General features: G+C 54.0%; 22 protein-coding genes and 1 tRNA gene. 2 read left to right on the forward strand and 21 right to left on the reverse strand.

Annotation, left to right across the window (positions count from 1 at the left end):
• Window positions 1-221: 221 nt before the first annotated feature.
• The 14 genes from ACZ41M_RS07690 to ACZ41M_RS07755 form a co-directional block, all read right to left on the reverse strand.
• Complete coding sequence (locus ACZ41M_RS07690) at window positions 222-1,151, reverse strand: electron transfer flavoprotein subunit alpha/FixB family protein (RefSeq protein ID WP_464731722.1); 930 nt, start codon at window positions 1,149-1,151, stop codon at window positions 222-224.
• Window positions 1,152-1,188: 37 nt separating this feature from the next.
• Window positions 1,189-1,941: an electron transfer flavoprotein subunit beta/FixA family protein gene (locus ACZ41M_RS07695; RefSeq protein ID WP_464731721.1), complete on the reverse strand. Its 753-nt coding sequence runs from the start codon at window positions 1,939-1,941 to the stop codon at window positions 1,189-1,191.
• Window positions 1,942-2,405: 464 nt separating this feature from the next.
• Entirely contained in the window at window positions 2,406-3,131 is a 726-nt protein-coding gene (locus ACZ41M_RS07700; RefSeq protein WP_464731720.1) for an HAD family hydrolase, read from the reverse strand.
• Window positions 3,132-3,269: 138 nt separating this feature from the next.
• Window positions 3,270-3,791: a MerR family transcriptional regulator gene (locus tag ACZ41M_RS07705; protein WP_464731719.1), complete on the reverse strand. Its 522-nt coding sequence runs from the start codon at window positions 3,789-3,791 to the stop codon at window positions 3,270-3,272.
• Between the two features lie 112 nt (window positions 3,792-3,903).
• Window positions 3,904-4,224, reverse strand: coding sequence for an integration host factor subunit alpha (locus ACZ41M_RS07710; protein WP_464732178.1), 321 nt, complete (start codon window positions 4,222-4,224; stop codon window positions 3,904-3,906).
• Window positions 4,225-4,327: 103 nt separating this feature from the next.
• On the reverse strand, window positions 4,328-6,787 hold the full coding sequence (gene pheT / locus ACZ41M_RS07715) for a phenylalanine--tRNA ligase subunit beta (protein ID WP_464731718.1): 2,460 nt from the start codon (window positions 6,785-6,787) through the stop codon (window positions 4,328-4,330).
• 529 nt (window positions 6,788-7,316) lie between these two features.
• Window positions 7,317-7,946: an FMN-binding negative transcriptional regulator gene (locus tag ACZ41M_RS07720; protein ID WP_464731717.1), complete on the reverse strand. Its 630-nt coding sequence runs from the start codon at window positions 7,944-7,946 to the stop codon at window positions 7,317-7,319.
• Window positions 7,947-8,012: 66 nt separating this feature from the next.
• On the reverse strand, window positions 8,013-9,062 hold the full coding sequence (gene pheS / locus ACZ41M_RS07725; RefSeq protein WP_464731716.1) for a phenylalanine--tRNA ligase subunit alpha: 1,050 nt from the start codon (window positions 9,060-9,062) through the stop codon (window positions 8,013-8,015).
• 186 nt (window positions 9,063-9,248) lie between these two features.
• Complete coding sequence (gene rplT, locus ACZ41M_RS07730; RefSeq protein WP_464731715.1) at window positions 9,249-9,605, reverse strand: 50S ribosomal protein L20; 357 nt, start codon at window positions 9,603-9,605, stop codon at window positions 9,249-9,251.
• Window positions 9,606-9,632: 27 nt separating this feature from the next.
• Window positions 9,633-9,830, reverse strand: coding sequence for a 50S ribosomal protein L35 (gene rpmI, locus ACZ41M_RS07735; protein ID WP_464731714.1), 198 nt, complete (start codon window positions 9,828-9,830; stop codon window positions 9,633-9,635).
• Window positions 9,831-10,037: 207 nt separating this feature from the next.
• The gene (gene infC, locus ACZ41M_RS07740; RefSeq protein WP_464731713.1) at window positions 10,038-10,547 is read right to left on the reverse strand and encodes a translation initiation factor IF-3; all 510 of its coding nucleotides are present in this window, start codon (window positions 10,545-10,547) and stop codon (window positions 10,038-10,040) included.
• A 159-nt stretch (window positions 10,548-10,706) separates the two neighbouring features.
• Window positions 10,707-12,623, reverse strand: coding sequence for a threonine--tRNA ligase (gene thrS / locus ACZ41M_RS07745; protein ID WP_464731712.1), 1,917 nt, complete (start codon window positions 12,621-12,623; stop codon window positions 10,707-10,709).
• Window positions 12,624-12,814: 191 nt separating this feature from the next.
• Window positions 12,815-12,891: transfer RNA gene (locus tag ACZ41M_RS07750), tRNA-Val, on the reverse strand.
• Window positions 12,892-12,970: 79 nt separating this feature from the next.
• On the reverse strand, window positions 12,971-13,468 hold the full coding sequence (locus ACZ41M_RS07755; RefSeq protein WP_464731711.1) for a disulfide bond formation protein B: 498 nt from the start codon (window positions 13,466-13,468) through the stop codon (window positions 12,971-12,973).
• Between the two features lie 140 nt (window positions 13,469-13,608).
• Here ACZ41M_RS07755 and purD point away from each other — a divergent pair, with 140 nt between their 5' ends.
• Together purD and nadD are read left to right on the forward strand one after the other, a co-directional pair.
• Window positions 13,609-14,880, forward strand: coding sequence for a phosphoribosylamine--glycine ligase (gene purD / locus ACZ41M_RS07760; RefSeq protein WP_464731710.1), 1,272 nt, complete (start codon window positions 13,609-13,611; stop codon window positions 14,878-14,880).
• Window positions 14,881-14,888: 8 nt separating this feature from the next.
• A complete protein-coding gene (nadD, locus tag ACZ41M_RS07765) occupies window positions 14,889-15,593 on the forward strand; it encodes a nicotinate (nicotinamide) nucleotide adenylyltransferase (protein ID WP_464731709.1) in 705 nt (234 codons plus the stop codon).
• 453 nt (window positions 15,594-16,046) lie between these two features.
• Here nadD and ubiA read toward each other — a convergent pair whose 3' ends face one another.
• The 7 genes from ubiA to ACZ41M_RS07800 all read right to left on the reverse strand — a co-directional run bounded on the left by ubiA (window position 16,047) and on the right by ACZ41M_RS07800 (window position 26,150).
• On the reverse strand, window positions 16,047-16,895 hold the full coding sequence (gene ubiA, locus ACZ41M_RS07770; RefSeq protein ID WP_464732177.1) for a 4-hydroxybenzoate octaprenyltransferase: 849 nt from the start codon (window positions 16,893-16,895) through the stop codon (window positions 16,047-16,049).
• 23 nt (window positions 16,896-16,918) lie between these two features.
• The gene (locus ACZ41M_RS07775) at window positions 16,919-17,878 is read right to left on the reverse strand and encodes a LysR substrate-binding domain-containing protein (protein WP_464731708.1); all 960 of its coding nucleotides are present in this window, start codon (window positions 17,876-17,878) and stop codon (window positions 16,919-16,921) included.
• Window positions 17,879-17,898: 20 nt separating this feature from the next.
• On the reverse strand, window positions 17,899-19,989 hold the full coding sequence (gene recG, locus ACZ41M_RS07780; RefSeq protein WP_464731707.1) for an ATP-dependent DNA helicase RecG: 2,091 nt from the start codon (window positions 19,987-19,989) through the stop codon (window positions 17,899-17,901).
• A gap of 172 nt (window positions 19,990-20,161) precedes the next feature.
• Window positions 20,162-21,376 carry a PQQ-dependent sugar dehydrogenase gene (locus tag ACZ41M_RS07785; protein WP_464731706.1) on the reverse strand — a complete coding sequence of 405 codons (1,215 nt, stop codon included), beginning with the start codon at window positions 21,374-21,376 and terminating at the stop codon, window positions 20,162-20,164.
• Window positions 21,377-21,408: 32 nt separating this feature from the next.
• The gene (gene ccsB, locus ACZ41M_RS07790; RefSeq protein ID WP_464731705.1) at window positions 21,409-22,890 is read right to left on the reverse strand and encodes a c-type cytochrome biogenesis protein CcsB; all 1,482 of its coding nucleotides are present in this window, start codon (window positions 22,888-22,890) and stop codon (window positions 21,409-21,411) included.
• 79 nt (window positions 22,891-22,969) lie between these two features.
• Window positions 22,970-25,075, reverse strand: coding sequence for a cytochrome c biogenesis protein ResB (locus ACZ41M_RS07795; protein ID WP_464731704.1), 2,106 nt, complete (start codon window positions 25,073-25,075; stop codon window positions 22,970-22,972).
• A gap of 262 nt (window positions 25,076-25,337) precedes the next feature.
• Window positions 25,338-26,150: a c-type cytochrome gene (locus tag ACZ41M_RS07800; RefSeq protein ID WP_464731703.1), complete on the reverse strand. Its 813-nt coding sequence runs from the start codon at window positions 26,148-26,150 to the stop codon at window positions 25,338-25,340.
• Between the last annotated feature and the right edge of the window lie 74 nt (window positions 26,151-26,224).

Raw genomic sequence — 26,224 nt, forward strand, 5'->3', positions numbered from 1 at the left:
AAACATTGATATGGGCAAGCATACTTGACTGCATCCGCAATTTTAACATTTTGATTTTGTTCAAATTTTGTCAGGGTTTCCCTGACTAAATTTCTAATACTCAGCACGGAAAAAATAGGGTTTTACTTTTTCCGTATTTCCTTAAAAAAGTCCAGCGCCATGCGGTCACTGGACTTGTTTGCTATGTTTTGCTTTATGTGATTTGTACGCTCATTCGATCATCAAACCGCCGCGGTCAACTGCGGTACGATTTCAAACAAATCGCCGACAATACCGTAATCCGCAATTTGGAAAATCGGCGCGTCCGGGTCTTTATTGATCGCCACGATGACTTTGGAATCCTTCATACCCGCTTGGTGCTGAATCGCGCCGGAAATACCCACCGCAATGTACAACTGCGGCGCAACGATTTTACCGGTTTGACCGACTTGCAAGTCATTGGCCACAAAGCCCGCATCCACCGCAGCGCGTGACGCGCCCATAGCGGCATTGAGTTTATCAGCCAAAGCTTCGATGATTTTGAAATTCTCAGCGCTGCCCAAACCACGGCCACCCGATACGACCACATTGGCCGAAGTCAACTCAGGGCGATCTGATTGGGCCACTTCGCGTGATACGAATGTCGCACCGTTGCCTGCCGCTTGCACCGCTTGCGCCTCAACCGCAGCCGAGCCACCGCTCGCTGCCGCAGCATCAAAGCCGGTGGTACGCACGGTGATGACCTTGATCGGGTCAACCGATTGCACGGTCGCCATCACGTTACCTGCGTAAACAGGGCGCACGAACGTATCGGCCGATTCCACCGCCACGATTTCGGAAATTTGCGCCACGTCCAGTTTGGCCGCCACGCGTGGCAACACGCTTTTCGCCATCGAGGTCGCCGGTGCAACGATGTGGCTGTATTGGCTCGCCACACTCAAAATTTGTGCCGCTACGGCTTCGGATGTTTGCTCGGCCAAAGCCGCGTCGTCAAAGCTCAATACCTTGCTCACGCCTGCGACACCTGCTGCCGCTTGCGCCACCGCGCCGACGCCGCTACCGATCACGGCCACATGAATGTCGCCACCGATTTTTTGCGCCGCAGTCACGGCATTTAAAGTTGCGCCTTTGAGCGCTTGATTGTCGTGTTCTGCAATTACTAAAACAGTCATTTTGTTCTCCTATTCATTCCGCTGATTACGTCAACGATCAACCCAGCACTTTGGCTTCGTTGCGCAGTTTTTCAACCAAGGTCGCTACATCCGGCACGATCACGCCCGCGCTGCGCACTGGCGGCTCGGACACTTTCAAGGTTTTCAAACGCGGCGCCACGTCCACGCCCAATGCGTCCGGCGTGGTGGTGTCCAACGGTTTTTTCTTCGCTTTCATGATATTGGGCAAGGTCGCGTAGCGCGGCTCGTTCAAGCGCAAATCCGCCGTTACAACGGCTGGCAAACTCATGCTGATGGTTTCCAAACCGCCGTCGACTTCGCGGGTCACGGTGGCTTTGCCATCGGCAACGACCACTTTCGAGGCAAAGGTCGCTTGCGGAATGTCCAACAAGCCCGCCAACATTTGGCCGGTTTGATTCGCGTCGTCGTCAATCGCTTGTTTGCCCATGATGACCAACGATGGATTTTCTTGCTTCACCACCGCCGCCAATAGTTTTGCCACCGCCAAAGGTTGCAATTGCTCGGTGGTTTCGATCAAAATCGCGCGATCCGCGCCCAGCGCCAAGGCACTGCGCAGAGTTTCTTGGCATTGCGCCACGCCCGCAGAAACCGCTACGATTTCAGTTGCCACACCTGCTTCTTTCAAGCGCACGGCTTCTTCCATCGCGATTTCATCAAACGGATTCATCGACATTTTTACATTCGCAATGTCCACATCCGAACCATCGGCCTTCACACGAACCGAAACGTTGTAGTCAACCACGCGTTTGACCGGTACTAAAACTTTCATATTTCGCCCCCATCAATAGGAATCTATAAAATCAAGCCATCGACGATGGCCGGTTTGGATCGAACAAGCGGTCATTCGGCTGTCCATCAGCCTAAACCCCTCACGAAATCGCACATGCATTATACGCATTTTTGTAGGCATTCTGAGTCGCCTCGCGCTCCAATCCCAGCAAAAAAACTTAAATGCATCCCGAGCGATGATTCATACATCGCCATCAATCCGAAAAATAGCACACTCGTTCTTTTTTTTCAAATGTTTTTTTATTTTTTCACCATTTATGAAAGTTTTTTAAAAATTGGAACCATTTTCATAAAAAACTACGGCACACATTGGCTCCATACCGTCCAATCCACAAACACCATCAGCAAAAAACCCCGCTCATTGGCGGGGTTTATTTCTAAGCAGTGCAGAGGAGTGGCATCAATATCAATAGACCGCCATACGCCCAATCGGATGAAGCGACCTCAGCCCAACAGTAAACGCCCCAATTCCTCAACACTGTGCGCCACGGCACTCGGTTTACTCGCCAGCAAGTGGCGGTAATCGTGCGCCCCGTAGGTCACGGCAATGCTGCTCATGTGCGCGTTGTGCGCCATGTCAATGTCATAGCTGGTATCACCGATCATCACGGCGGATTCAACCGGCACATCCAGCTCCGATAAAATCTCATGCAACATCAACGGGTGCGGCTTAGAGACCGTTTGATCGGCGGTTCGGGTGGCGATAAACAACTTTTTCAACTCAGGACGCGTTTCAAACACATGGTTCAGCCCTATGCGCGACTTACCCGTGGCCACCGCCATATAGCGGTTTTGTGCACGCAACCTTTCCAGCAACGACCACACGCCATCGTACAAACTGACCTCCAATTCGGCGGTAAAGTAATACTGACGATAGCGCGCCATAAACGCCTGCATTTCGCTGTCGGACAAGGTGCGGCCGACCAAGCCGTTGGCCGCTTCGGCAAAGCCCAAACCGATCAGTTGCTGCGCTTGTTGCTTGGTGTATTCGCCCAAACCCAACTCGCTCGCCGCGCGACACAGGCTCTGTGAAATCATGGCAGTGGAGTCGAATAGCGTGCCATCCCAATCAAAAATAATCAGTTTGCTGTGCGCGAACGGTGGCTCCGTTGCGGTTGAAATGGATTCGGCGGATGGTTGATGCAATGAGTTGTGTGATGAATGAGACATCAGGTTTTTCTCCCGTTTTGTTTATTATGATGACGCTGGCACGCACCGTGCTTTTCACTCAAAAAGCGTCCAGCAACGCCAATGGCGTCCCATCAAAAAGATCGCCGATGGGCTGTTAGGCAAACTTCCTGAAGATATTTATCCGCGCAGCAAGGCACTGATCGCGCGCAATTCCTCCAGCACGCCGTTCATATCGGATACATCCGCCGGCTCCACCCATGCTTGCGTGGGCGCGGGGGTATCGTGCGCGATGTGGGTGCTTGGGTCGGCGGCGGTGTACGCAGCCGTTGATGCCGACGTGATTTCGCTTTTGCTGGCGCCCTTTGACGCAGAAGCGGCCACATCGGGCGGTGATAATTCAAACGACATCACATCTTCGGCCGCTTTTTGCTCCAATTGCAAACGCGCACCGGCGATGGTGAAGCCTTGTTCATACAGCAGTTCGCGGATTTTACGCACCAATTGTACCTCGTGCAATTGGTAATAGCGACGATTGCCACGCCGTTTCATCGGCCGTAGCTGCACGAATTCTTGCTCCCAATAGCGCAGCACATACGAGCGCACGTCACACAGCTGGCTGACTTCACCGATGGTGAAGTAGCGCTTGGCCGGAATCGGCGGCAGGTCGCGGGTGAGCACGTAGCCTTGGGGTTGCGTCATGGTTGTCCTATGGGTGTCGCGCGCGGATGCGCTCAGGTGACACGGTTCGGTTATTATTGTACACAATCAATGTGTTGCTGGGGCGTAAAACCGTCGTTATTAACGAGGCGAGTTAGACGCTCGCGCTCACCACACCGGATTTTTCAACCTGTTCTTTGAGTTTTTGACTGGCGTGAAAGCTGACCACGCGGCGCGCACTGATGGGCACGACTTCACCGGTTTTCGGATTGCGCCCCGGACGCGAGGCCTTGTCACGCACGGAAAAATTACCAAAACCCGATAATTTGACCATATCGCCTGATTCCAAACCCATACGGATTTCCTCAAAAAACGCTTCGACCATTTCTTTGGCTTCGCGCTTATTCAAACCCACTTGCGCAAACAGCAATTCGGCCAACTCGGCCTTGGTCAAGGTGAATGAGCCGTCCTCCATTTTGGCTTCTTCGATCAGTTCGTTGAGCGTGTCTAAAATCAGTTTATCGTCTTGGTTCATACCGCATCCTGCTTTGATTGTATTTATAAAATGTCCGCCTTAGTTAGCGCAAACGTGCGCCCAGTTGGCTCTGTAATGGTTCCAAAATCTGCGCCATCACCTGCTCGATTTGCGCGTCTTGCAAAGTGCTGTTCATGTCCTGCAAACGCACCCGATACGCCATGCTTTTTTCGTCCGGCGCGACGCGCTCGCCTTGATATACATCGAACAATTCCACCGACTGAATGATCGCGCACTCTGCACTGCTTTGGCGCAAATTGAAGATAAGTTCTTGAATTTGCTGCGCTAATATATCACGTTTCACGATAATCGCCAAATCGCGCGTGACCACTTGCTGTTTAGACACCGCCTGCGCCACCGGCAATTGACGGGCAAACACCGCCTGCGCATCCAACTCAAACAGAATCGGCGCACGCGGCAAATCGTGCGTTTGCTGCAAACGTGGGTGCATTTGCCCGAGCCAGCCGATTGCCTGCCCGTTCAAAAACACTTTGGCGCAGCGCCCCGGATGCGCCGCCGGATGAGCAAACGCCTCAAACGCCAACGTCGCAGGCGCGAACAAGCGCTCCAAATCGCCTTTGACATCGAAAAAGTCCACGTCAACGGTTTTCGCCGACCACTGCTCCGGCTGTACCGAACCATACGCCAACCCGGCCAAACGCAACGGTTGCGCGATATTCGGCACGGTCGATTCGGTCGCCTGTACGCTCGCATCACGGTGGAATACTTTCGCAATTTCAAACACACGCACGCGGTTTTGTGAGCGCGCCAAATTGGTTTTCAAATTGTGCACCAGCGAGCCGATCAACTGCGTGCGCATCACCGCCAGCGACGCGGCAATCGGGTTGAGCAATTCAATCGCCACCTGCTCCGGCACAGCAAAATCACGCTCCAATGCGGGATCGACGAAGCTGTAGTTCACCACCTCTTGATAATCCATCGCCACCAGCGCATCGCGTACCGCGTCCGCCGGACGCACCGCCTCGGGGCTGTCCAGCACCGTCAGGCGCGCCAACGGTGCGTGGGTCGGAATGTTGTTGTAACCGAACAGGCGAACAACCTCCTCGATCAAATCCTCTTCGATCGCCATGTCAAAGCGATACGACGGCGCCTGAACGTGCAGCACCTCACCGCTTGGCGTGTGTTCGCGCTCAACCTGCAATTGCAAACGTGACAAATCCGCCACCATTTGCTCGGCGGGAATCTCCACGCCAATCACTTTGCATGCACGCGCCACGCGCATTGAAACCGTTTCGCGTTGGGGCAGCTCGCCCACCACTTCGGAAACCGGTCCGATTTGTACGGGGTTTTCGTCACCCTCACCACCGCAGATTTGCTGCACCAAAGCCGTGGCGTACTCCAACGCCTCGATTTGCCCCATGAAATCCACACCGCGCTCAAAACGATGCGCCGCATCCGAGGTGAATTTGTAGCGGCGGGTTTTGCCCTGAATCACCTCAGGTGCGAAAAACGCCGCCTCAAGGAAAATATTCTTCGTGGACAATTCCGCCTTGCTGTCCCAGCTGCCCATCACGCCCGCCATGCCGACCGCTTTTTCGTCGTCGGCGATGACCAGCACATCGTCCTGCATTTCGTGGGTTTGCTCGTTCAGCAACTTGATCGACTCGCCGGCTTTGGCCATGCGCGCGGTCAAACCGCCGCTCAAACGATCCAAATCATAAACGTGCATCGGCTGACCGAGCGTGAGCATGACGTAATTGGTGATGTCCACCAGCGCGGAAATCGAACGATGACCCGCGCGCTCCAAGCGCTGAATCATCCACTGCGGCGTAGGCGCAGCCGCATTCAGATTCTTAATCACACGCCCCGTGAAGCGACCACACGCCGTCGGCGCGTCAATGCGAATCGGTAAAGTCGCGTCGCAATTCGGCGCCACCGGCTCGATCACCAACGGCGTCAACGACACCGCTTTTTCACCGCCGACCAGCGCACACACGTCGCGCGCCACGCCGCGCACCGACAAGCAATCCGCGCGGTTCGGCGTGAGTTTGATCGTATAAACCGTGTCGTTCAGATTCAAATAGCTGCGAATGTCCTCGCCCACCGGCGCCGCATTGTCACCACTCGCCGGCAATTCATACAAACCGCTCGCGTCGGGGTTAATCCCCAATTCCTTGGCCGAACACAACATCCCGCTGGACGCCACACCGCGCAATTTCGCATTTTTGATTTTAAAATCACCCGGCAATACCGCACCCACCGTCGCGCACGGCACACGAATACCCACACGCGCATTCGGCGCGCCACAAACGATTTGCAATGGCTCGGCTTGACCGATATTCACCTTGCACACATTCAATTTATCCGCATCAGGGTGTTTGTTGCACTCGATGATCTCACCCACGACGACACCCGTAAACGCGGGCGCGGCCGGCGCCATCTCCTCAACTTCCAAGCCCCCCATGGTCAATACATCCGCGAGCGCCTCGCTGGAAATATCGGGATTAATCCACTCGCGTAACCAATTTTCTGAAAATTGCATGTTTTCTCCAATCGAAAAAAGTACCAATCGACTTTTTTCGGTTTAAAACCCAATCTAAATTTTTTAGCGTCGCCTGCAAAGCCCATTACTCAACGCTTCTCAATACTTATCGTCATCCCCGCGCAAGCGGGAATCTACAAAAACCATTATCCATCCAACCATCACTGGATTCCCGCTTGCGCGGGAATGACGGCTGATATTTAAATACCGATCCGACCCAATGCGAATCAACTCGGATACGATATTCAATATTTACTTGTTCGGCGCAAATTGCTCAATCATCCGCACCATCGTTTCATTCTGTCCGCCAACTTCACTGCGCAACTGAATTCAATACTTCGTCATTGCGGGCTTGACCCGCAATCTCCTTGCCGCACCTCAAACACAATGAATTATTTCGGTGCAAATTGCTCAATCATCCGCGCCATCGTTTCATTCTGTCCGCCCACTTCACCGCGCAACTGAATTCAATACTTCGTCATTGCGGGCTTGACCCGCAATCTCCTTGCCGCACCTCAAACCCAATGGATTATTTCGGTGCAAATTGCTCAATCATCCGCGCCATCGTTTCATTCTGTCCGCCCACTTCACTGCGCAAGCCCTGACAGACCGTCTCGCGGTTGGTCTGCGGATGGTTTTGACTCACCTTCCACTTACCCACCACCTGCTTTACTTCAATTTCTATCCCTACCAACGCGCGCAAATTCGCCGCAATATACGCCTCGGACGCGTCATTCAAACCCCACGGCGTCGGCATCTGCTGCTCATGCTCGGCGGTCAAATCGGTGAGCAAGGTACGCAACCACGCCTCATCCTCATGCACCACCAATCGCCCCGACACATGCACCGCCGCATAATTCCACGTCGGTACCGCTTTGTGATCCACCGCTTTGCTCGCATACCAGTTCGGTGAAATATACGCATCCGCGCCTTGAAACACCAGCAACACATCCGAGTTCGCCGCCTGCCACATCGCATTCGCTCGCGCCACATGCCCACGAATCAACCACGCATCGTTTTTGCGCTCCACCAACAGCGGAATATGATTCGCCTGCAAACCTGCTTCGGTGTGCTGCACCACCGCCGCCAGCGGACATGCTTGCATCAGCGCAAGACATTCATCGGCGTCATTGACTGCAAAATGTTTGGGGATGTACATCGGACACCTTCAGTGTTATCTACTGCGTTTTTATCGCGAGCCAATCTTCGTTGACTTTTTCACGAATTAATTAAATTGAGCCAAAAACCGCAAATCATTTTCGTAGAACAGACGCAAATCATTCACGCCGTAGCGCAACATTGCCAAGCGCTCCAAGCCCGAACCGAAGGCAAAGCCCATATACTGTTCGGGATCAAGGCCAAAATTGCGAATGACGCTCGGATGCACTTGCCCCGCGCCGGAAATTTCCAGCCATTTACCCGCATTCGGCCCTGTGCCAAACGCCATGTCGATTTCAACCGACGGTTCGGTGAACGGGAAGTAGGACGGACGGAAACGCACTTGCAAATCGGTGGTTTCAAAGAATTTTTGTAGGAAATTGGTGTACACGGCCTTGAGGTCGGCAAAGCTCACCGACTCGGCAATCCACAGCCCTTCGACCTGATGAAACATTGGTGAATGCGTCGCATCGGAGTCCACGCGATAGGTGCGCCCCGGCGCGATGACTTTGATCGGACTGCCGGCTTTGAGCTCGCCCGACTGCATTTTCGCCACTTGGGTACGCGCATAGCGCACCTGCATCGGCGAGGTATGCGTGCGCAGCACCAGCGGATGGCCGCGTTCGTCTTTGTCGGCTACGTAGAAGGTGTCTTGCATCGAGCGCGCCGGATGATTTTCAGGGCTGTTCAATGAGGTGAAGTTGTACCAGTCGTTTTCAATCTCAGGCCCGTCCGCGACGTCAAACCCCATGGAGCGGAAAATCGCTTCGACGCGACGGGTGACGCGGCTCACGGGGTGAATACCGCCACGCGCCAGACCACGTCCGGGTAAGGTGACGTCCAGTTGCTCAGTCGAGAGACGTTCGTTTAGCTCAGCATCGGCGAGCGCTTGACGCGCTTCATTCAGCAGTTGTTCCACTTGCTGACGCACGGCGTTGACCTGCGCGCCACGCACTTTTTTCTCTTCCAAGGCCAAACTGCCCAGCGCCTTTAGCTCGCGGGTCAAGCTGCCCTCTTTACCCAAAAATTTGGCTTTGACATCTTCCAAGTCCGCCGGACGTGTAGCAGCTTTGAAGGCGGTGCGCGCCAATTCAACTATTTGATTTAAATCGCTCATGAAACCCTCATCGGATATGAATTATTGCGGATTGATTGTTTTAAAACGCTCGACAGTCATACCAAGCGGCTTAAAGCAATGAACCCAAACGCGGTTGTACAACAAAAAACGAGGCAAAACCACACGGCTTTGCCTCGCCTTTTTCAACGTTATTGTTACGATAACAACTTCGTTTACCCAATCGACTTACGCCAATGCGGCTTTAGCCTTAGCAACAATCGCGGCAAAAGCCGGTTTGTCAAACACAGCCAAATCGGCCAAGACTTTACGATCCATTTCGATCGCGGCTTTTTTCAAGCCGTAGATGAATTGGCTGTAAGTCATGTCGTTTTGACGTGCCGCCGCATTGATACGGGCAATCCACAAAGCGCGGAATACACGTTTTTTATTGCGACGATCGCGGTAGGCGTATTGACCTGCCTTCATCACCGCCTGTTTGGCGACGCGATAGACATTATTACGACGACCACGGAAACCTTTTGCGAGGTCTAAGACTTTTTTATGACGGGCCCGCGCTGTGACCCCACGTTTGACTCGAGGCATAGTATGCTCCTTTGTTTATGTTAGGGTTTAAGCGTAAGGCATCATCGCGCGGATTGCTTTTACATCAGAATCCGCTACGTTGGTAATACCGCGCAATTGACGTTTGTTTTTAGTGGTTTTTTTGGTCAGGATGTGACGTTTGAACGCTTGACCGCGTTTCACGGTGCCACCCGGACGAACCACGAAGCGCTTTTTGGCGCTGCTTTTGGTCTTCATTTTAGGCATAACAACTCCGTTTTTTCATATGAATCAAGGTGGTTTTGCGTGTACAAAACACTTGTTAACCCCATTCACTTTTTATGTCGAATCCACCACAGGGCATAGCCTGCCGTGGTGTTTTCGTTGATTTAAACCGTCCTGAACAAGGCTCCATCGGGTTTAAATTGGGGCAATACGCTGATCGGTACAACTGATCAGCGCGTCGCATCATTCTTATTTCTTGCGTGCCGGCGCCAGCATCATCACCATCTGACGACCTTCGAGCTTGGGCATGGATTCAACTTGAACCATCTCTGCCAGCTCTTCGCGAATTCGTTCCAACTGACGCATACCGATTTCCTGATGCGCCATTTCACGTCCGCGAAAGCGCAAGGTGACTTTGACTTTGTCGCCATCTTCGATAAAGCGCTTGATGTTACGCATTTTCACTTGGTAGTCATTTTCATCGGTACCCGGGCGCAACTTAATTTCTTTAACCTGAATAATTTTTTGCTTGGCGCGCGCTTCGGCGGCTTTTTTCTGTTCTTGATACTTGAACTTGCCGTAATCCATCAAGCGACACACCGGCGGCGTGGCATTCGGGGAAATTTCCACCAAATCGGTATCGGCTTCTTCGGCCATTTTCAGCGCTTCACGCCCCGACATGATGCCGATAATTTCGCCATCCGTACCAATCAATCGCACTTCACGTGCAGTGACTTCACCATTGATGCGATGTTGCATCTTTGCTTGCGTAACGATACTTTACTCCTGTCTAATCGATATTTTGGTAAGCAAAAAAAGCCCAAACGCTGTGTTTCAGCGTTTAAGCAGGCGATATGCTTACGATTGTGCCTCAGTTTGCCCGCTGTCGCGACCCAATTCTGTCGCGCCCATACGATTTTACGCCTCGACACCTTTTCGCTCGACATCGCGCACAATGTGTTCGATGAAGGCTGACACCGGCATCACGCCCATATCTTGATTGCCTCGTGCTCGCACGGCAACGGAATGGGCATCGCGCTCTTTGTCCCCAACCACGAGGATATAAGGCACTTTTTGCAAACTGTGTTCGCGAATTTTATACGTAATCTTCTCATTACGCAAATCTATTTGCACCCTAAGTCCTTGTTTTTCCAACTCTTGTGCCACTTGCGCGACATATTCGGCCTGAGATTGGGAAATATTGGCGATCACGACCTGCACCGGCGCGAGCCAAGTCGGCAATGCACCGGCATGGTTTTCGATCAAAATACCGATGAATCGTTCCAACGAGCCGACAATCGCGCGGTGTAACATCACCGGCGTTTGGCGTTGATCGTTTTCGTCAATATAGGTCGCGCCAAGGCGCTCCGGCATGAAGTAGTCGACCTGCATGGTTCCGCACTGCCACGAACGGCCGATGGAGTCTTTCAAATGGTATTCGATTTTCGGCCCGTAGAATGCGCCCTCGCCCGGCAGCTCTTCCCACGTTACGCCGGATGCGCGAATCGCTTCGCGCATGGCGTTTTCCGCCTTGTCCCAAGTTTCGTCGGAACCGATGCGGTCGCTCGGACGCAACGCCAATTTGATCGCGACGTCATTAAAGCCGAAATCCGCGTAAACCTTGCGAGTCAATGCGTTGAACGCCGCCACTTCGGACTGAATCTGATCCGGCGTACAGAAAATATGACCGTCGTCTTGGGTAAAACCGCGCACGCGCATGATGCCATGCAGCGAACCAGAAGTTTCGTTGCGGTGGCATTGACCGAACTCGCCAAAACGCAACGGCAAATCTTTGTAGCTGTGCAGTCCGTGGTTGTAAATCTGAATATGCCCCGGGCAGTTCATCGGTTTGAGCGCGTAGCTGCGGTTTTCCGACTCAGTGGTGAACATATTTTCTTTGTAGTGTCCCCAGTGACCGGTTTTCTCCCACAGGCTGCTGTCCAAAATTTGTGGCGCTTTGACCTCTTGGTAGCCGTTTTCACGATACACGCGGCGCATGTATTGCTCGACCTCTTGCCAAATCGACCAGCCTTTGGCGTGCCAGAACACCAAACCAGGGGCTTCTTCTTGCATGTGGAATAAGTCCAGCGCCTTGCCCAGTTTACGGTGATCGCGCTTTTCTGCCTCTTCGAGCATGTGCAGGTAGGCCGCCTGGTCCTCTTTTTTCGCCCAAGCCGTGCCGTAAATGCGTTGCAGCATTTCATTTTTTGAGTCGCCGCGCCAATACGCACCCGCGACTTTCATCAATTTAAACACCTTCAGCTTGCCAGTAGACGGCACGTGCGGTCCGCGGCATAGGTCAATGAATTCGCCCTCGCGGTACAGGCTGATTTTTTCGCCCGCCGGAATCGCGCCGATGATTTCAGCTTTGTAGTCTTCGCCCTGCGCCTTGAAAAAAGCGACCGCCTCGTCGCGATCCCAGACTTCGCGCGTGACTGGCTCGTCTTTTTTCGCCAATTCCGTCATTTTGTTTTCAATCGCGACCAAATCCTCCGGCGTGAACGGGCGCTTGTAGGCAAAATCGTAGTAAAAACCGTTCTCAATCACCGGCCCGATGGTCACTTGCGCATCGGGATACAGCGATTTGACCGCATACGCGAGCAAATGCGCGGTCGAATGACGAATGACGTCCACGCCATCGGCGTCTTTATCGGTGATGATTGCGAGCTGCGCGTCGGCATCCATCAGGTACGAGGTATCCACCAACTCGCCATTGACTTTGCCGGCCAGCGCGGCTTTGGCCAAACCGGTGCCGATGCTCTGCGCGACTTGAGCGACCGTGACCGGCGCGTCAAAACTGCGAACCGAACCGTCTGGGAGCGTGATGTTTACCATGATAATCCTCTGTTTAAACCATTAAAAAAACGAGCGTTGATACAAAAAAAGACCCACTTGCGTGAGTCTTTTACCTAATTTTACATGCTGCCCAAGGCGACTCACCGCGTCACAATTATCGTTGTGCCCGTTGTTGTGGTGATCGCGGTGGTGGCGCTGATAAACAACATCATAAATTCAATCAAAATTTTTGGTAGGCGATATTGGATTCGAACCAACGACCTCCACGATGTCAACGTGGCGCTCTAACCAACTGAGCTAACCGCCTATACAGGAAAGGTGCGCATTATAGCACGCTGCAAACGTTTTGACAAATATCGCTCACGAACGATGTATCTAAAAACGCATCAACGCCGCCTGAACCACAAAACAAACCATAAAAACGCCGTCACCGACAAGGTAATCAGCCCCCACATCGGAAAGGACAAGCCGAAAATCAGTGGCAGTTTGGCATTGCAAAAACCACTTGCAGCGAACATCTCCGGCCACCATTGTGCCATTGGCAGACGATTGACAAAATTCTCCACCGGATCAATGCCGCACTGCGCCGAGGGTCGCATCAAAATCGACACGTGGTACGCCGCCACCGCAGCCCCAGCCAGACCCGATAACGCCGCCAAAAAATCCGCCCAGCGCGGCAATCGCCCCAGCAGCAGCCCGAACAAGGCAAACAAGCCCATCACCCAAAAACCATAGCGCTGCATCACGCACAGCGGACACGGCGCAATGTCAAGCCAGCGCTGCAAATACTCCGCAGCCGCCAGTGGCGCAACGCACATCAGCAGCAGAGCGGCATACCACAGGCGGTATGAGATTGGTCGTTGACTAAAACGCAATTTTCCCATCGAATCTCTTTCTGTATCAATTTGCCATCAATCTGAATATTCTTAGCGCAAACACGCGCAACTGTACAAGATATTTCAGACCGACTCCAGATAAACCAGTAAAATAACGCTTGTTTTTGCAAAAATTTAGGATAAACGCAATGAAAGTATTGGTCATCGGATCGGGTGGGCGCGAACACGCCTTGGCATGGAAACTGGCACAATCGAACAAAGTGAGTGCGGTGTTTGTGGCACCGGGCAACGCCGGCACGGCAAAACTGCCGAAAACCGCCAACATCACGCAGGTGGATAACGCCGCACTGGTGCAATTTGCCAAGACCAACGCCATTGACCTGACCGTGGTGGGCCCCGAAGCGCCGCTGGCCAAAGGTGTGGTGGACGCATTTCGCGCCGAAGGATTGGCGATTTTCGGCCCGACCAAAGCCGCCGCGCAGCTCGAAAGCTCCAAAGCCTTTGCCAAAGACTTCATGGCGCGTCACAACATCCCAACCGCCTTCTACGGCGTCTTCACCGATGCACAAGAAGCACATGATTACGTGAACCAACACGGCGCACCGATTGTCGTCAAAGCCGACGGTCTGGCCGCAGGCAAAGGCGTGGTGGTTGCCATGACCGAAGCCGAAGCACACAAAGCAATCGACGATATGCTCGGAGGCAATCGCCTCGGCGATGCCGGTGCGCGCGTGGTCATCGAAGAGTTTTTAGCGGGCGAAGAAGCCAGCTTCATCGTGCTGTGCGATGGCGAGCACGCGCTGCCATTGGCCACCTCTCAGGATCACAAACGCCTGCTGGACGGCGACCAAGGCCCGAACACTGGCGGCATGGGCGCGTATTCGCCTGCCCCCGTGGTCACACCTGCCGTATACGAGCGCGCGATGAACGAAGTGATTTATCCAACGCTAAACGGTATGAAAGCCGACGGCATCGTATTCACCGGCTTTTTATACGCAGGCCTAATGATTTCACCCGACGGCTCGATCAAAGTATTGGAATTCAATTGCCGTATGGGCGATCCAGAAACACAGCCCATCATGCGCCGCCTGAATTCCGACCTGTTTGATGTGCTGTTGGCGGCGACGCAAGGCACACTCAACGAAGTGCAATTGGATTGGAGCAACAACGTCGCGCTCGGCGTGGTGTTGGCCGCCGAAAAATACCCGGACACGCCGCGCATCGGCGACGTACTGAGAATCGCAGAGGACAGCGACACGTGCGTGACCTTCCACGCCGGCACACAAATCAACTCCGAAAATATGCCCGTCACCAGCGGCGGCCGCGTGCTGTGTGTCACCGCCACCGCACCGACCTTGCGCGAAGCGCAGGCGCTGGCCTACGCGCACATTGAAGACATCCGCTTTACCGGCATGCAGTACCGTAGCGACATCGGCTACCGCGCCGTGGATTTGATCTGAATGCAATGATGAGTGCCGCCGAACATACGCCATCCGTGATTTTATTCGGCGGCAGCTTCAATCCGCCGCATCGGGCGCATTTTCGCATCGCCCACGCAGCATTGGATGCATTCGCTCCTGCGTGTATGCAAATCATCCCGAGCGGCCAACCGTGGCAAAAGCCGCACGTCGCGCCTGCCGAGCACCGTTTGGCCATGCTGCGATTGGCTGTGGTCGACGATCACGCGGATTGGTCAGCCCATGGACAGGCAAATCATACGAGTGCGTATCCGATTACCATCAATCCGTTGGAAATCGAGCGCGATCAGCCCTCCTACACCATTGATACCGTGCGCACACTGCGAAAATCCGCGCCCGACACACGCTTTATTTGGCTGATCGGCTCCGACCAACTGGCCAATTTTCACACCTGGCGCGACTGGCGCGACATCCTCACCTACACCCACATTGCGGTGGCGCAGCGCGCAGGGCACGAGATCAGCTACGAACAACTGAGCGATCCACAACTGTGCGATTACTACCGCCAAAACCACTGTGAGGTCTCAGATTCAGTTTGGCGCCAACAACGCAGCGGCCTCTTCATCGAGTTCCCCGCACCAGCCATTGCCGTCTCATCGACACAGATTCGCGCACAAATCCGCACCGGTCAGACCACACCGGACATCACAAAAAGTGTAGAAAAATACATACTCGAACACGATCTATACAAATAATCCAAAATTTTATGTTGCGTCGCAACATAAAACAATAATCGTTAATGACATAAATACATTAAAAAAATATTCATAACTCATTGATTTAATTGAAAATACAATCAAAATATCTTAATCCAACCAGATACGCCTCGACTGAAATCGTTTTATTACACTGCGACGCAACAACGAAAGATACAAAACACCGCTTGTCAAGCCAAAAAACCCTTGATATAGTCACGGCACCTTCACACACGCAAGTGTTTGAGCATGTCGCAAATCGATTGACTCACGCCTGATAGGCGTTCACTTCGCAACAGTCGGTTTGAGCATATCGCTGAATTCGTAAAGAAGTTTGGCAGGAGACAACCCTAGCAAGCATGTACTTGCTAAAAAACAATAAGAAACAAAAGGCGACCCCGAAACGGGTCGCCTTTTACATTCATATGGGATCGCTTTCAACCTATCGCATCCCTACCAAGTCCCCAACACCACTCCCGCAAACACCGCCACACCGAGCCAGTGATTGTGCAAAAATGCCTTGAAACACGCCATGCGCTCGCGCCCACGAATCAAGGTGTAATGGTACGCCGCAATGCCCATAGCCACCAACAAGCAGACAAAATACAACTCATTCCAACCCGCTTGCATCCCCAGCAGCCACATCATCACGAAAAACAGCGCATAGCAAATCATCACCGCCGCCACATCGTATCGACCAAAGGTAATCGCTGAGGTTTTGATACCGATTTTCAGATCATCGTTTTTATCGACCATGGCATATTCGGTGTCATACGCAATCGTCCAAAACACATTGGCGATCAGCAGCCACCACGCCACTGCCGGAACCTGCCCCTGCACCGCCGCAAACGCCATCGGAATACCAAAACCAAAGGCAATGCCCAAATATGCCTGTGGAATCGCGAAGAACCGCTTGAAAAACGGATACGAACCCGCCAAGATCGCCGCCACCAAGGACAATTTCACACTCAACGGATTGAGAAACAGCAGTAAAAACGCAGCCATCAAAGTCAGAGCCAAAGCCAGCAGCAACGCCTCACGCGTTGTCACCTTGCCCGAAGTCAGCGGACGATTGACGGTACGCTCAACGTGTCGGTCAAAATCACGGTCGGCATAGTCATTAATCACGCAGCCGGCCGAGCGCATCAGTACCGTACCCAGCACAAAAATCACGATCAATTTAAATGACGGCCAGCCGCCCGCCGCCCACCACAGCCCCCACAGCGTCGGCCAGAGCAACAATAAAATCCCAATCGGTTTATCCAAACGTGCCAACTGCACGTACAAACGCAAACGCTCCACAACACACCCATTCATTTAAACAATCACACAGCCATCGGCGTGTGCAACATCTGCACGCCATGCAAACCGCTTTCGCGCACCGCTTGCGCCAGCGCACGACACGCCGCCTCACGGCTGAAATTTTTACGCCAGATCAGCACCACGCGACGATGCGGCACATGCGTATCGGACTTTTTGCCATGCACCAGCGGTACATACGACAGCGGATAGTCCTCGCTTTGGATTTTTGGCACGGCCAAGGCGGGCAGAACGGTGATACCAATCCCTGCCGCCGCCATGTAGCGCAGCGTTTCGAGCGAAGAGCCTTCAAAATTGCGCTGCAAACCATCTTCTTCCACCTTGTACAACGGCGCATCCGGCGTCGCTTCCAACACATGATCGCGGAAACAATGCCCTGCGCCCAATACCAGCAAGGACTCTTTGCGCAGCTCATGACTGTTGATCTGCGCCTTTTTCGCCAGCGGATGCGCCTGCGGCAAAGTCACGAAAAACGACTCATCGTACACGGGTTCGACTTCCAAACCCGCCTCGGCAATCGGCAGCGCCAAAATCGCCGCATCCAGCCGCCCCTGTTTCACCCATTCGATCAAATGGTGCGTGTACTCCTCCTGCACGATTAGCGGCATCTGCGGGTAATGTTTAAACATATGCGACATCAGGTGCGGCAACAGGTACGGCGCGATGCTGTAAATCACGCCAATATGCAGCGGCCCGGCCAACGGGTCGCGCCCATGCACGACCATATCCTTGATCGCCGAGACCTGCGAGAGCACCTGTTGCGCCTGCGCCACCACCTGCTCGCCGACGGCGGTCACGCTCACATCCTGCATGCTGCGCTCAAACAAAGTCACACCCAATTCCGCTTCGAGTTTGCGAATCGCCACCGACAGCGTGGGTTGACTGACAAAGCACGCCGCCGCCGCACGGCCAAAGTGTTTTTCGCGCGCCAGCGCGACCACATAGCGCAATTCCGTTAAAGTCATCACCCCTCCTTGTATTTATTTTAAACCGACAACAATTCCGCGCGATTACCGAGCCAACGTTGCAAATGCATGTGCGCGGCATTGACATCATTCGCCATCAGCCAATCGGCCGCATCACGCGCCAACTCCAGCAGTGTCACATCGGTTTCCAAATCGGCAAAACGCAACAGCGGCAAGCCGGACTGACGCACGCCGAGAAACTCACCCGCACCGCGCAAATGCAAATCGCGCCGCGCCACCTCAAAGCCATCGGTGGTCTCGTACATCACCTTGAGCCGCTCTTTCGCAATCGGCGAGAGCGGCGTTTCAAACAGCAAAATACACTGACTTTTCGCCGCACCACGCCCGACACGCCCGCGCAATTGATGCAACTGCGCCAAGCCAAATCGTTCCGCGTGCTCGATCACCATCACGCTCGCATTCGGCACATCCACACCCACCTCGATCACCGTGGTCGCGACCAATACGTCCAGTTCGCGCGCTTTAAATTGCGCCATGACTTCGCGCTTCTCCGCCGCCTTCATTTTACCGTGAACCAGACCGACCCGCGCGTGCGGCAGCTGCGCACTGAGATTCTCAAACGTATCAATCGCAGTCTGCAATTCCAACGTTTCCGACTCCTCAATCAGCGGGCACACCCAGTACACCTGCTTGCGCTCAGTCACATCCTGCGCCACTTTCGCCACCACCTCGTCGCGTCGCCGCACGTCGATCAACTGCGTTTTCACCGGCGTGCGATTCGGCGGCAACTCGTCAATCAGCGCCACATCCAGATCGGCAAAGTACGACAGCGCCAGCGTGCGCGGAATCGGCGTTGCACTCATCATCAACTGATGCGGCGCGTATTGATCCGCACGCTTGCGCCCCACGCCGAGCACGCTTTCGCGCATTTTGCTGCGCAGCGCCAAACGCTGCTTCACACCAAAACGATGCTGCTCATCAATCACCGCCAAACCCAGATCATAAAAACGCACACCCTCTTGAATCAGCGCGTGCGTACCGACCACGATTTGGATTTCGTTGCGCTCCAGCGCCTCGTACACCTTTTGTTTATTCTTTTTCGTCACGCTGGAGGCCAGCCACGCCACCGTCACGCCCAGCGGCGTGAACCACTCGTTCAGTTTATAAAACAACTGCTCGGCCAAAATCTCCGTCGGCGCCATCACCGCTGCCTGCAAACCCGCGCCGACACACTGTGCGCAGGCCAAACCCGCCACCACGGTTTTGCCCGAACCAACATCGCCTTGCAGCAATCGATGCATCGGCAAGTTTTGTTGCACATCATCGCGTATGCTCGCCCATGCGCGCTGTTGCGCCCCCGTGAGCGTGAAACTCAATTGGGCTAAAAAACGCTGTACCAGCTCATTGTCCGGCAGACTGGGCGCGACCTCCTGCAAACGCGCCGCGCGCGCCTGACGCAGGGACAACTGCTGCGCCAATAACTCTTCAAATTTAATGCGCGCCCACGCCGTATGCTCGCGCTCGATCAAGGCATGCGGATGCACGTCCGGTGGCGGCGCGTGCAACAATCGCACCGCATCCTGCAAACTGCCCCACTCCGGTTGCAGAACATGCGCGGGCAAAATCTCTGGCAGCGCCACCGTTGCCAACGCACGCTCAATCAATTTGCGCCACGTCGGCTGCGTCAGCCCCTCCACCGTCGGATAAATCGGCGTGAGCGTCTGCGCCACCGGCGTATGCTCGGACACCTTCTCCACGCGCGGATGAATCATCTCCGTGCCAAAAAAGCCATGCCGCGCCTCGCCTTTGACCCGCAGCAATTGACCCGGCTTAAACGCAGCCAACTGCGAGCTGTAAAAATTCACATAACGCAGCACCAAAACCTCGCCCGCTGCGTCCTGCGTGGTCACCACCAGCTGACGGCGCGGACGGAATTTCACCTCATGTTCGATCACCGTCACCTGCGCCTGCGCAAACTCACCCAAACGCAGACCCGACACCGGCGTGATGCGCGTCTCATCCTCATAGCGCAGCGGCATGTGCAGTAAAATATCCTGATCGTTGCGCACGCCCGCTTTGGCCAATTTTTCAGCCAAAGACGGAGTGATTTTCAATGCGGCGGAAAAGCGCGCGGCGACGGTATTGTTCATAGCATCGAATTTTACTGTATTCAACCGCGCGCTAAAACCCAAAGTGCCGAAAAACGCGAACTATTTATTCAGCCAGGTTAATTGATATTGGCTATGACCCAACCCGTTCAAATGCCCGAGCACCTATCACGCACAGGCAAAGTTGCTGCACGGCAGGCGTATTCGATACCCATCAGCGAATATTGGATAGCCGCAACAATGCATCGTTGCGATCGTCGGTGATGTAGATTTTGCCCGACGGTGCGACGCGCGCTTCCACCGGCGCGCCCATCGGCTGGCTCGCGGTGCGTCCCCATGCCGAAATCACGTCACTGGTTTTGCCTGCGGGACGTCCGGCGGCATTGGCACCGATGGCAATCAGCCGATGACCGGTATCACGATAACCGTGCAAGGCGATGAGGTAGCGTCCGCGCAACGCAACAACGCTGCCGTCATTCGGATAGCGCGTGATGCCAAGCGGCGCGCTGTGTGCGGGCAGCAAACCCGTCGGTGCGATTTTTTGGCGACACACCGCCGCATGGCTGCGGTATTCGGGACTGGCGCGGTTGTTGTCAAAGCAATACGGCCAGCCGTAGTCGCCGCCCGCTCGAATCACATTCAATTCGTCATGCGGCAGGCGCGCGTCGCTCAATCGGCGGTCCGCTTGGTGAATGTTGTCGCGGCCATTTTCGGTCGCAATCAGTTCGCCTTGCGCGCTCCACGTCATGCCCATGGCGTTGCGCAGACCACGCGCATAGACGGTGGTTTTCGGTTGATTCAGCGGCGAGGTGATTTTCCAAATAGAGGCCGTTGCGCGCGCGCCGCTCGATTCTGCGCAAGGAAACTGCGGTGGCGTGCCGTTGGCATTTTCACAATTATTGGTTTTAGCGCCCATGCTCAGGTAGATGTTGCCATTGTTATCCAACAGCAGCTGTTTGAGCGGATGATGACCGTCGTCGGGCAGGCGATCAACGACGACTTGCGGGGTGATTTTGCCCGCGTCATTGAGGGATTGAGGATTCACGCGAATGATGCGGCTGGCTTCGCCGATGTACACCCAGCCGTCTTTGCCGAGCTGTATGCCGTGCGGCCGATCGAGTTTATCGAGAATCGTACTGCGTTGGTAGCGACCATTGTGCCAAGTCAAACGCGATAGTCGTCCGCTGTTGCGCTCCCACGCGCCCATTTCCGTGACCCAAATGTCGCTATCGGATAACGGCAGCACGCCGCGTGGCATTTTTAAGTCAGACGCCACCACGCCGACGCAGGTGCCACTGGGTGTTTTAACATTGACCTTGGACAAACCGTCGCACGCACCCGCCGACGGGTAGGGATTGCCCGCCTGCGCAATGCCAGCCCAGAGCACGCACAGTACGCCACTTCCGAGTAAATATGAGCGTTTTTTCATGATTCCCCCGAAGTGTTAAGTCCATCAAATGGTTAGAGCGCGCCGTAGGAATGTAAACCGGAAAGGAAGATATTCACGCCCAAAAACGCAAAACCGGTAATCAGCAGCCCAACCAGCGCCCACAGCGCGCTGCGCGTACCACGCATACCCGCCATCAGGCGCAAATGCAACCATGCGGCATAGTTCAGCCAGACGATCAGCGCCCATGTTTCTTTCGGATCCCAGCTCCAATATTTACCCCACGCATCGGCCGCCCAAAGCGCACCCAAAATCGTGGCGATGGTGAAAAATACGAAGCCGATTGCAATGGCTTTGTACATGATGTCGTCCAACACGGCAAAATCCGGCAGGCGTTTGGCCAAAGCCTTGCGCCCCAACAAAATGAAGCCGACCGCCGCCAGTCCCGTACCAAAATACAGCGCCCAGTAAGTCGAAATATATTCGGCGGTCACGCCTTTGCGGAACACCAGCGGCTCGATGAACAGCAATGCGCCGAGCACCCACAATGCGATGGTCAACCAGCGTGTGCGGCGTGCGTGACGCGCAGTCGCGGTAGCAAGCGCTTGCTCCGCGCCCGGAGCGTCCGCCTCCCCAGCCTTAGGCAATGCGCCGTAGGCCGATTGAAACGCCGGAGGCAGTTCGCTAAACGGCGTACCCACAAATTTGACCAAATAGGCAAAACCCACCATCGCGGCAATGGAGAATGTACCGTAGCCGACGAAATTCGCCGGTACGTGAATTTTCATCCACCACGATTGCAGCGCCGGAATCAGCGGCTTGATTTCGTGTTGCCCGCGATCAAGGCTGTACCACAGCAAAAAACCAATCGCCGCGACCACCACCAGCATCACGAACGCGCCCAATTGTTTCGTATCGTAATGCTCTTCGTAATATAGATAAAACGCCGTGGTCAGCAACGCAAACAGGATGAACACCTCGTACAAAGTCGACACCGGAATATGTCCGACGTCCGGCGCGATCAGATAGCTTTCGTACCAGCGCACCATCAATGCCGCCGAACCCATAACCAAACCGGCGTAGGTCAATTTACTACCCAGCCATGATATCGTGGTCAATTTTGGCCAAATCAAGCCAACCCAATACGCCACAGTCGCCAAGATAAACAGCACGCTCATCCACATCACCAGCGGTTGGCTGGCGAACATATATTTCAGCCCAAACACCGTTTCGCCGCGCGTCAAATCACCGCCGTACCACGATACCGCAAGCAAACTGATCGCTGCCACTACGGCAAAAATCCATTGCAACGGGCGCCAGAACCAGCCCAGCAAAACGATGGACAGCACGCTGAACACCAAGATGACTTCCTCGTACACATCCATCAAGTCACGATTTTTCAGGCCACCATAGGTAAACAGCGCGATCATCAGAACAGCGAACACGCCGTCGCGCCAACCCAAGCTCGACCAAAACGATGGTTTGCGCGTCGAAGCGTGTTGATGCACCGTCAAATCAATCGGCGTGAGATTGGGGTTGTTTACACTTGATCCCATGAGTCCATCCTTTAAATATTGCTAACGTTTAAACCACATCAAACTGAACATTCTAATGCGCGAGGCTACCGCGCTCTGCCTATGATTGCGTCGTCGGCGCAGACTCCTGCCGAGTCGATTCACCCTTCGCGCTATCCACACCCTCATTCACCGCACCAGCCACCTCGTTTTGCAGGCTTTGCCAATGTTGCAAATAATCATACGTTCGGCGTGTGCTGCTCATTGCCAAGGTCACTTGGTTGCCTACGCCATCCGGTGTAATGTGCAACCACACGCGGCGTTCGCGAATGAAAGCCATCGCCAACGTACCGATCACCAACATCAGCGAGCCAAGGTAAACCCACCATTGACCGGGCGAGCGCGTGGCCTGCAAGCCGCTGGCCTGTTTAATATCCATCCCTGCCAGTTCAACCAATACCGGCGAGCCGAAATTACGGTACTCGGACAGGCTATACAGCGCCATGCGCGTGAATTTTTGATGCTGCTCATCCCACGTCAATTCGGGCAATTGCGCTTGCGCGCGCGCTTCTTGCAAACCTTCCCACAATGCACCTTCGAGCAAACGCACGATTGATGTCGCGATTTTATCACGCTCTTGCGCAGAGACCGTAGACTCGATTTGCTGCCCCAAGGCTTCCAGTCCGCCGTTGGCATACGCATCCAAGGTTTTCAGCACCCCGCGCACCATTTCCTCGGTCGGCACATTGGAATTGACGTAACGCGCGGCGTAGCGTTGGGCAATTTTCATGCGCATCTGCGGATCGGCCAGCGCCGCACGCAAGCGCATGAAATCACCCACACCCATATTGTCGTCCGCCGGAATGCGGAAATAGCTGAAATCCTGCTCCAGACTGTCGCGCTGTGCGCTGATGATGACCGGTACACCGTCAATATCGACTGGCGACGCATATTGAATATACTCCGACGCATTGCCGCTGTCGTCACGCAACACGTAAGTTACGCTCGGACCGAAATTCTGAAACTCTTTTTTCTCGCCAGTCGGACGCATGGCGTGACTGAACATATCTTTGGCGCTTGGATTCGTGGCCTCATTGATCGGAAACACATTGATCGGTTTGAACTCGCGCCACTCAAGGGTGTAGTTTTTATTATTGAACGGAAACTCGCTTTTCCCGCCGACTTTGGCATCCAACGCCTTGCTCTCGCTGTGTGCGCCGAACAGCGGATGCACCTTCAAATGCATCATGGTCTCGTTCGCGTCAAAGCTGGCCTGATACAGCGCCACGCCTTTGTAGCGCAGCGGATGATTCACGCTGATGGTTTGGCTGAACTGCTCGCCGGTTTCCTTGTCCTGCACCGTCACTTCAGAGGCAAAATGCTTGGGCATACCGGTGCTGTAATATTCGACAATGAATTTGTCCAAGCGCACCCAAAACGGTAAATCCTGTAATAAAAATGAATTTTGGCTGTACGGCAATTCGACGAAATCCGCCGCTTGTCCTTCGGCAATGCGCACCGTGCCGCGATAGCTCAAAGTCGCATCCGACAGCACACCGCTGGCGGGTACGTCTTTATATGTCGTCGCATTTGCCAACGGTTTTTTACCCATGAACCAGACCTGCGCGCGAATCGACAGCTCCGAATCCATCAAACCGCCCAAACAAATCACCACAATCGCCAGATGCGTGAAAATATAACCCAAGCGATTGAACCGGCCGCGTTTGGCCGCGAAATACACACGCTTTTGCCCATTCGCCTGCGCTTGGCTGGCGCGCACCTGATAACCCAAACGCTCGAACAATTGCGCCATGCGCGCGGTCAACGTATCGACGTCCTGCGCCGAATGCCACTGCGCATGTTCCTTCATGTGGCGCAGGCTGTTGGTGCGATTGTGCAGTTTGAAACTGTGCATATCGTGCAGCATTTTCGGTGTATTGCGAATCAAACAAATGCTGGTGGACGCCAGCAAAAAAACCAGCATCGCCACAAACCACGCTTGATTATACACATCGTGTAAGCCCAAAACCTCGAACACACCCGCCCAAAAAGCGCCAAATTGATCAACATAGTTCAAACGGCTTTCATTTTGTTTGATGATCGTGCCAATCGCACTGGCAATGGCCACCACCGTCAGAATACTGACGGCAAAACGCATGGAGCCGATAAAATCCCACAAGCGCGAAGCAAACGAGGAAGCGGATGATTGAGAACGGTTTGAGCTCATTAAAAATAATGTACTTATTTAGTATAAAAGGGACACAGCAGGGTGTGTATTTCGGCGGCGGCATTGTCTCACCAACACCTGAAGAAACCCTGACAGGCGCTTATTTTCAGACACAACGGCAGAGATTTTAGCCATAAAAAAACGGGCAGTCGAAACCGCCCGTCATTGTAGCTTGTCACACGCGAAAAATTGTGTAGTTAATCAGTATATGCGCGCTCATACCACACAGCACTTCGCGAGACTGAATGCGACCTTGGAATGATTAACGCACACCCGCCATGTAGTCGGACACGGCTTTGATTTCCGCATCAGTCAGGCGCTTGGCGATGTCCTGCATTTGGTTTTGCGGACTGTTGGTGCGCACATCCTCGCGGAAGGCTTTGAGCTGCTGTACTGAATAGTCCGCAAACTGACCGGAAACGCGTGGGTATTTGTTTGGAATGCCCGCGCCGGTTGGGCTGTGGCAGCCTGCGCACGCTGGTACGCCTTTGCTCACGATACCACCGGTGTAAATGCGTTTACCCAAGTTTGAGCTGGCCGGATCGGGATTGGAAGCAGATGCCGGAACGAGCTTTTGTGTGTTGAACCACAACGCCAAGCTTTTCACGTCGTTATCAAATTGTTTCGGATCTTTGGACAGCAATTCGACCTGCGCACCCATCGTTGAAATGGTCGCATTGCCTTTGTCATCGAGCATTTTGCCACGCAAAGGCTCTTTGGCACCCTCTGCCGTTTTAAAATCATGCATTTGTTTTTCCAAATAGGCCATGTGTTGGCTGGCCAATTTCGGTTGCAGTGGCACAACGCTGTTACCGTCGGCATTGTGACACGCCGCGCACAGACCTTCGGCGATCATCTTACCGCGCTCAACGCCTACCGGCATATTTTGTACTTGTTCAATGGAGAACGGTGCCGCAGCGGCCGCTGGTGCAGCTTCTGCAACCGCAGGCGCAGGAGCTGCCGCAGCAGGAGCGGCTGCTGGAGCCGGCGCAGTGGCTTGTTGAGCGATGGCTACACCTGAAATCACAGCAACGATGCCTGCTGTTGCCAACAAATATGCATAAGAACGTTTCATAATTAGATCCATACTAAAGAGAAAGGTGGGACGGCTATTTTGAACCGAAGTTTAACAACCGAGATGTGACAACC

It is taken from the genome of Puribacter membranae, assembly GCF_055380425.1.

Bases quoted from the DNA above. Each gene is read 5' to 3' on its own strand.
- ACZ41M_RS07690 (WP_464731722.1), bottom strand. From the start codon at position 1,151: ATGACTGTTTTAGTAATTGCAGAACACGACAATCAAGCGCTCAAAGGC.
- ACZ41M_RS07695 (WP_464731721.1), bottom strand. From the start codon at position 1,941: ATGAAAGTTTTAGTACCGGTCAAACGCGTGGTTGACTACAACGTTTCG.
- ACZ41M_RS07700 (WP_464731720.1), bottom strand. From the start codon at position 3,131: ATGTCTCATTCATCACACAACTCATTGCATCAACCATCCGCCGAATCC.
- ACZ41M_RS07705 (WP_464731719.1), bottom strand. From the start codon at position 3,791: ATGACGCAACCCCAAGGCTACGTGCTCACCCGCGACCTGCCGCCGATT.
- ACZ41M_RS07710 (WP_464732178.1), bottom strand. From the start codon at position 4,224: ATGGAGGACGGCTCATTCACCTTGACCAAGGCCGAGTTGGCCGAATTG.
- pheT (WP_464731718.1), bottom strand. From the start codon at position 6,787: ATGCAATTTTCAGAAAATTGGTTACGCGAGTGGATTAATCCCGATATT.
- ACZ41M_RS07720 (WP_464731717.1), bottom strand. From the start codon at position 7,946: ATGTACATCCCCAAACATTTTGCAGTCAATGACGCCGATGAATGTCTT.
- pheS (WP_464731716.1), bottom strand. From the start codon at position 9,062: ATGAGCGATTTAAATCAAATAGTTGAATTGGCGCGCACCGCCTTCAAA.
- rplT (WP_464731715.1), bottom strand. From the start codon at position 9,605: ATGCCTCGAGTCAAACGTGGGGTCACAGCGCGGGCCCGTCATAAAAAA.
- rpmI (WP_464731714.1), bottom strand. From the start codon at position 9,830: ATGCCTAAAATGAAGACCAAAAGCAGCGCCAAAAAGCGCTTCGTGGTT.
- infC (WP_464731713.1), bottom strand. From the start codon at position 10,547: ATGCAACATCGCATCAATGGTGAAGTCACTGCACGTGAAGTGCGATTG.
- thrS (WP_464731712.1), bottom strand. From the start codon at position 12,623: ATGGTAAACATCACGCTCCCAGACGGTTCGGTTCGCAGTTTTGACGCG.
- ACZ41M_RS07755 (WP_464731711.1), bottom strand. From the start codon at position 13,468: ATGGGAAAATTGCGTTTTAGTCAACGACCAATCTCATACCGCCTGTGG.
- purD (WP_464731710.1), top strand. From the start codon at position 13,609: ATGAAAGTATTGGTCATCGGATCGGGTGGGCGCGAACACGCCTTGGCA.
- nadD (WP_464731709.1), top strand. From the start codon at position 14,889: ATGAGTGCCGCCGAACATACGCCATCCGTGATTTTATTCGGCGGCAGC.
- ACZ41M_RS07775 (WP_464731708.1), bottom strand. From the start codon at position 17,878: ATGACTTTAACGGAATTGCGCTATGTGGTCGCGCTGGCGCGCGAAAAA.
- recG (WP_464731707.1), bottom strand. From the start codon at position 19,989: ATGAACAATACCGTCGCCGCGCGCTTTTCCGCCGCATTGAAAATCACT.
- ACZ41M_RS07785 (WP_464731706.1), bottom strand. From the start codon at position 21,376: ATGAAAAAACGCTCATATTTACTCGGAAGTGGCGTACTGTGCGTGCTC.
- ccsB (WP_464731705.1), bottom strand. From the start codon at position 22,890: ATGGGATCAAGTGTAAACAACCCCAATCTCACGCCGATTGATTTGACG.
- ACZ41M_RS07795 (WP_464731704.1), bottom strand. From the start codon at position 25,075: ATGAGCTCAAACCGTTCTCAATCATCCGCTTCCTCGTTTGCTTCGCGC.
- ACZ41M_RS07800 (WP_464731703.1), bottom strand. From the start codon at position 26,150: ATGAAACGTTCTTATGCATATTTGTTGGCAACAGCAGGCATCGTTGCT.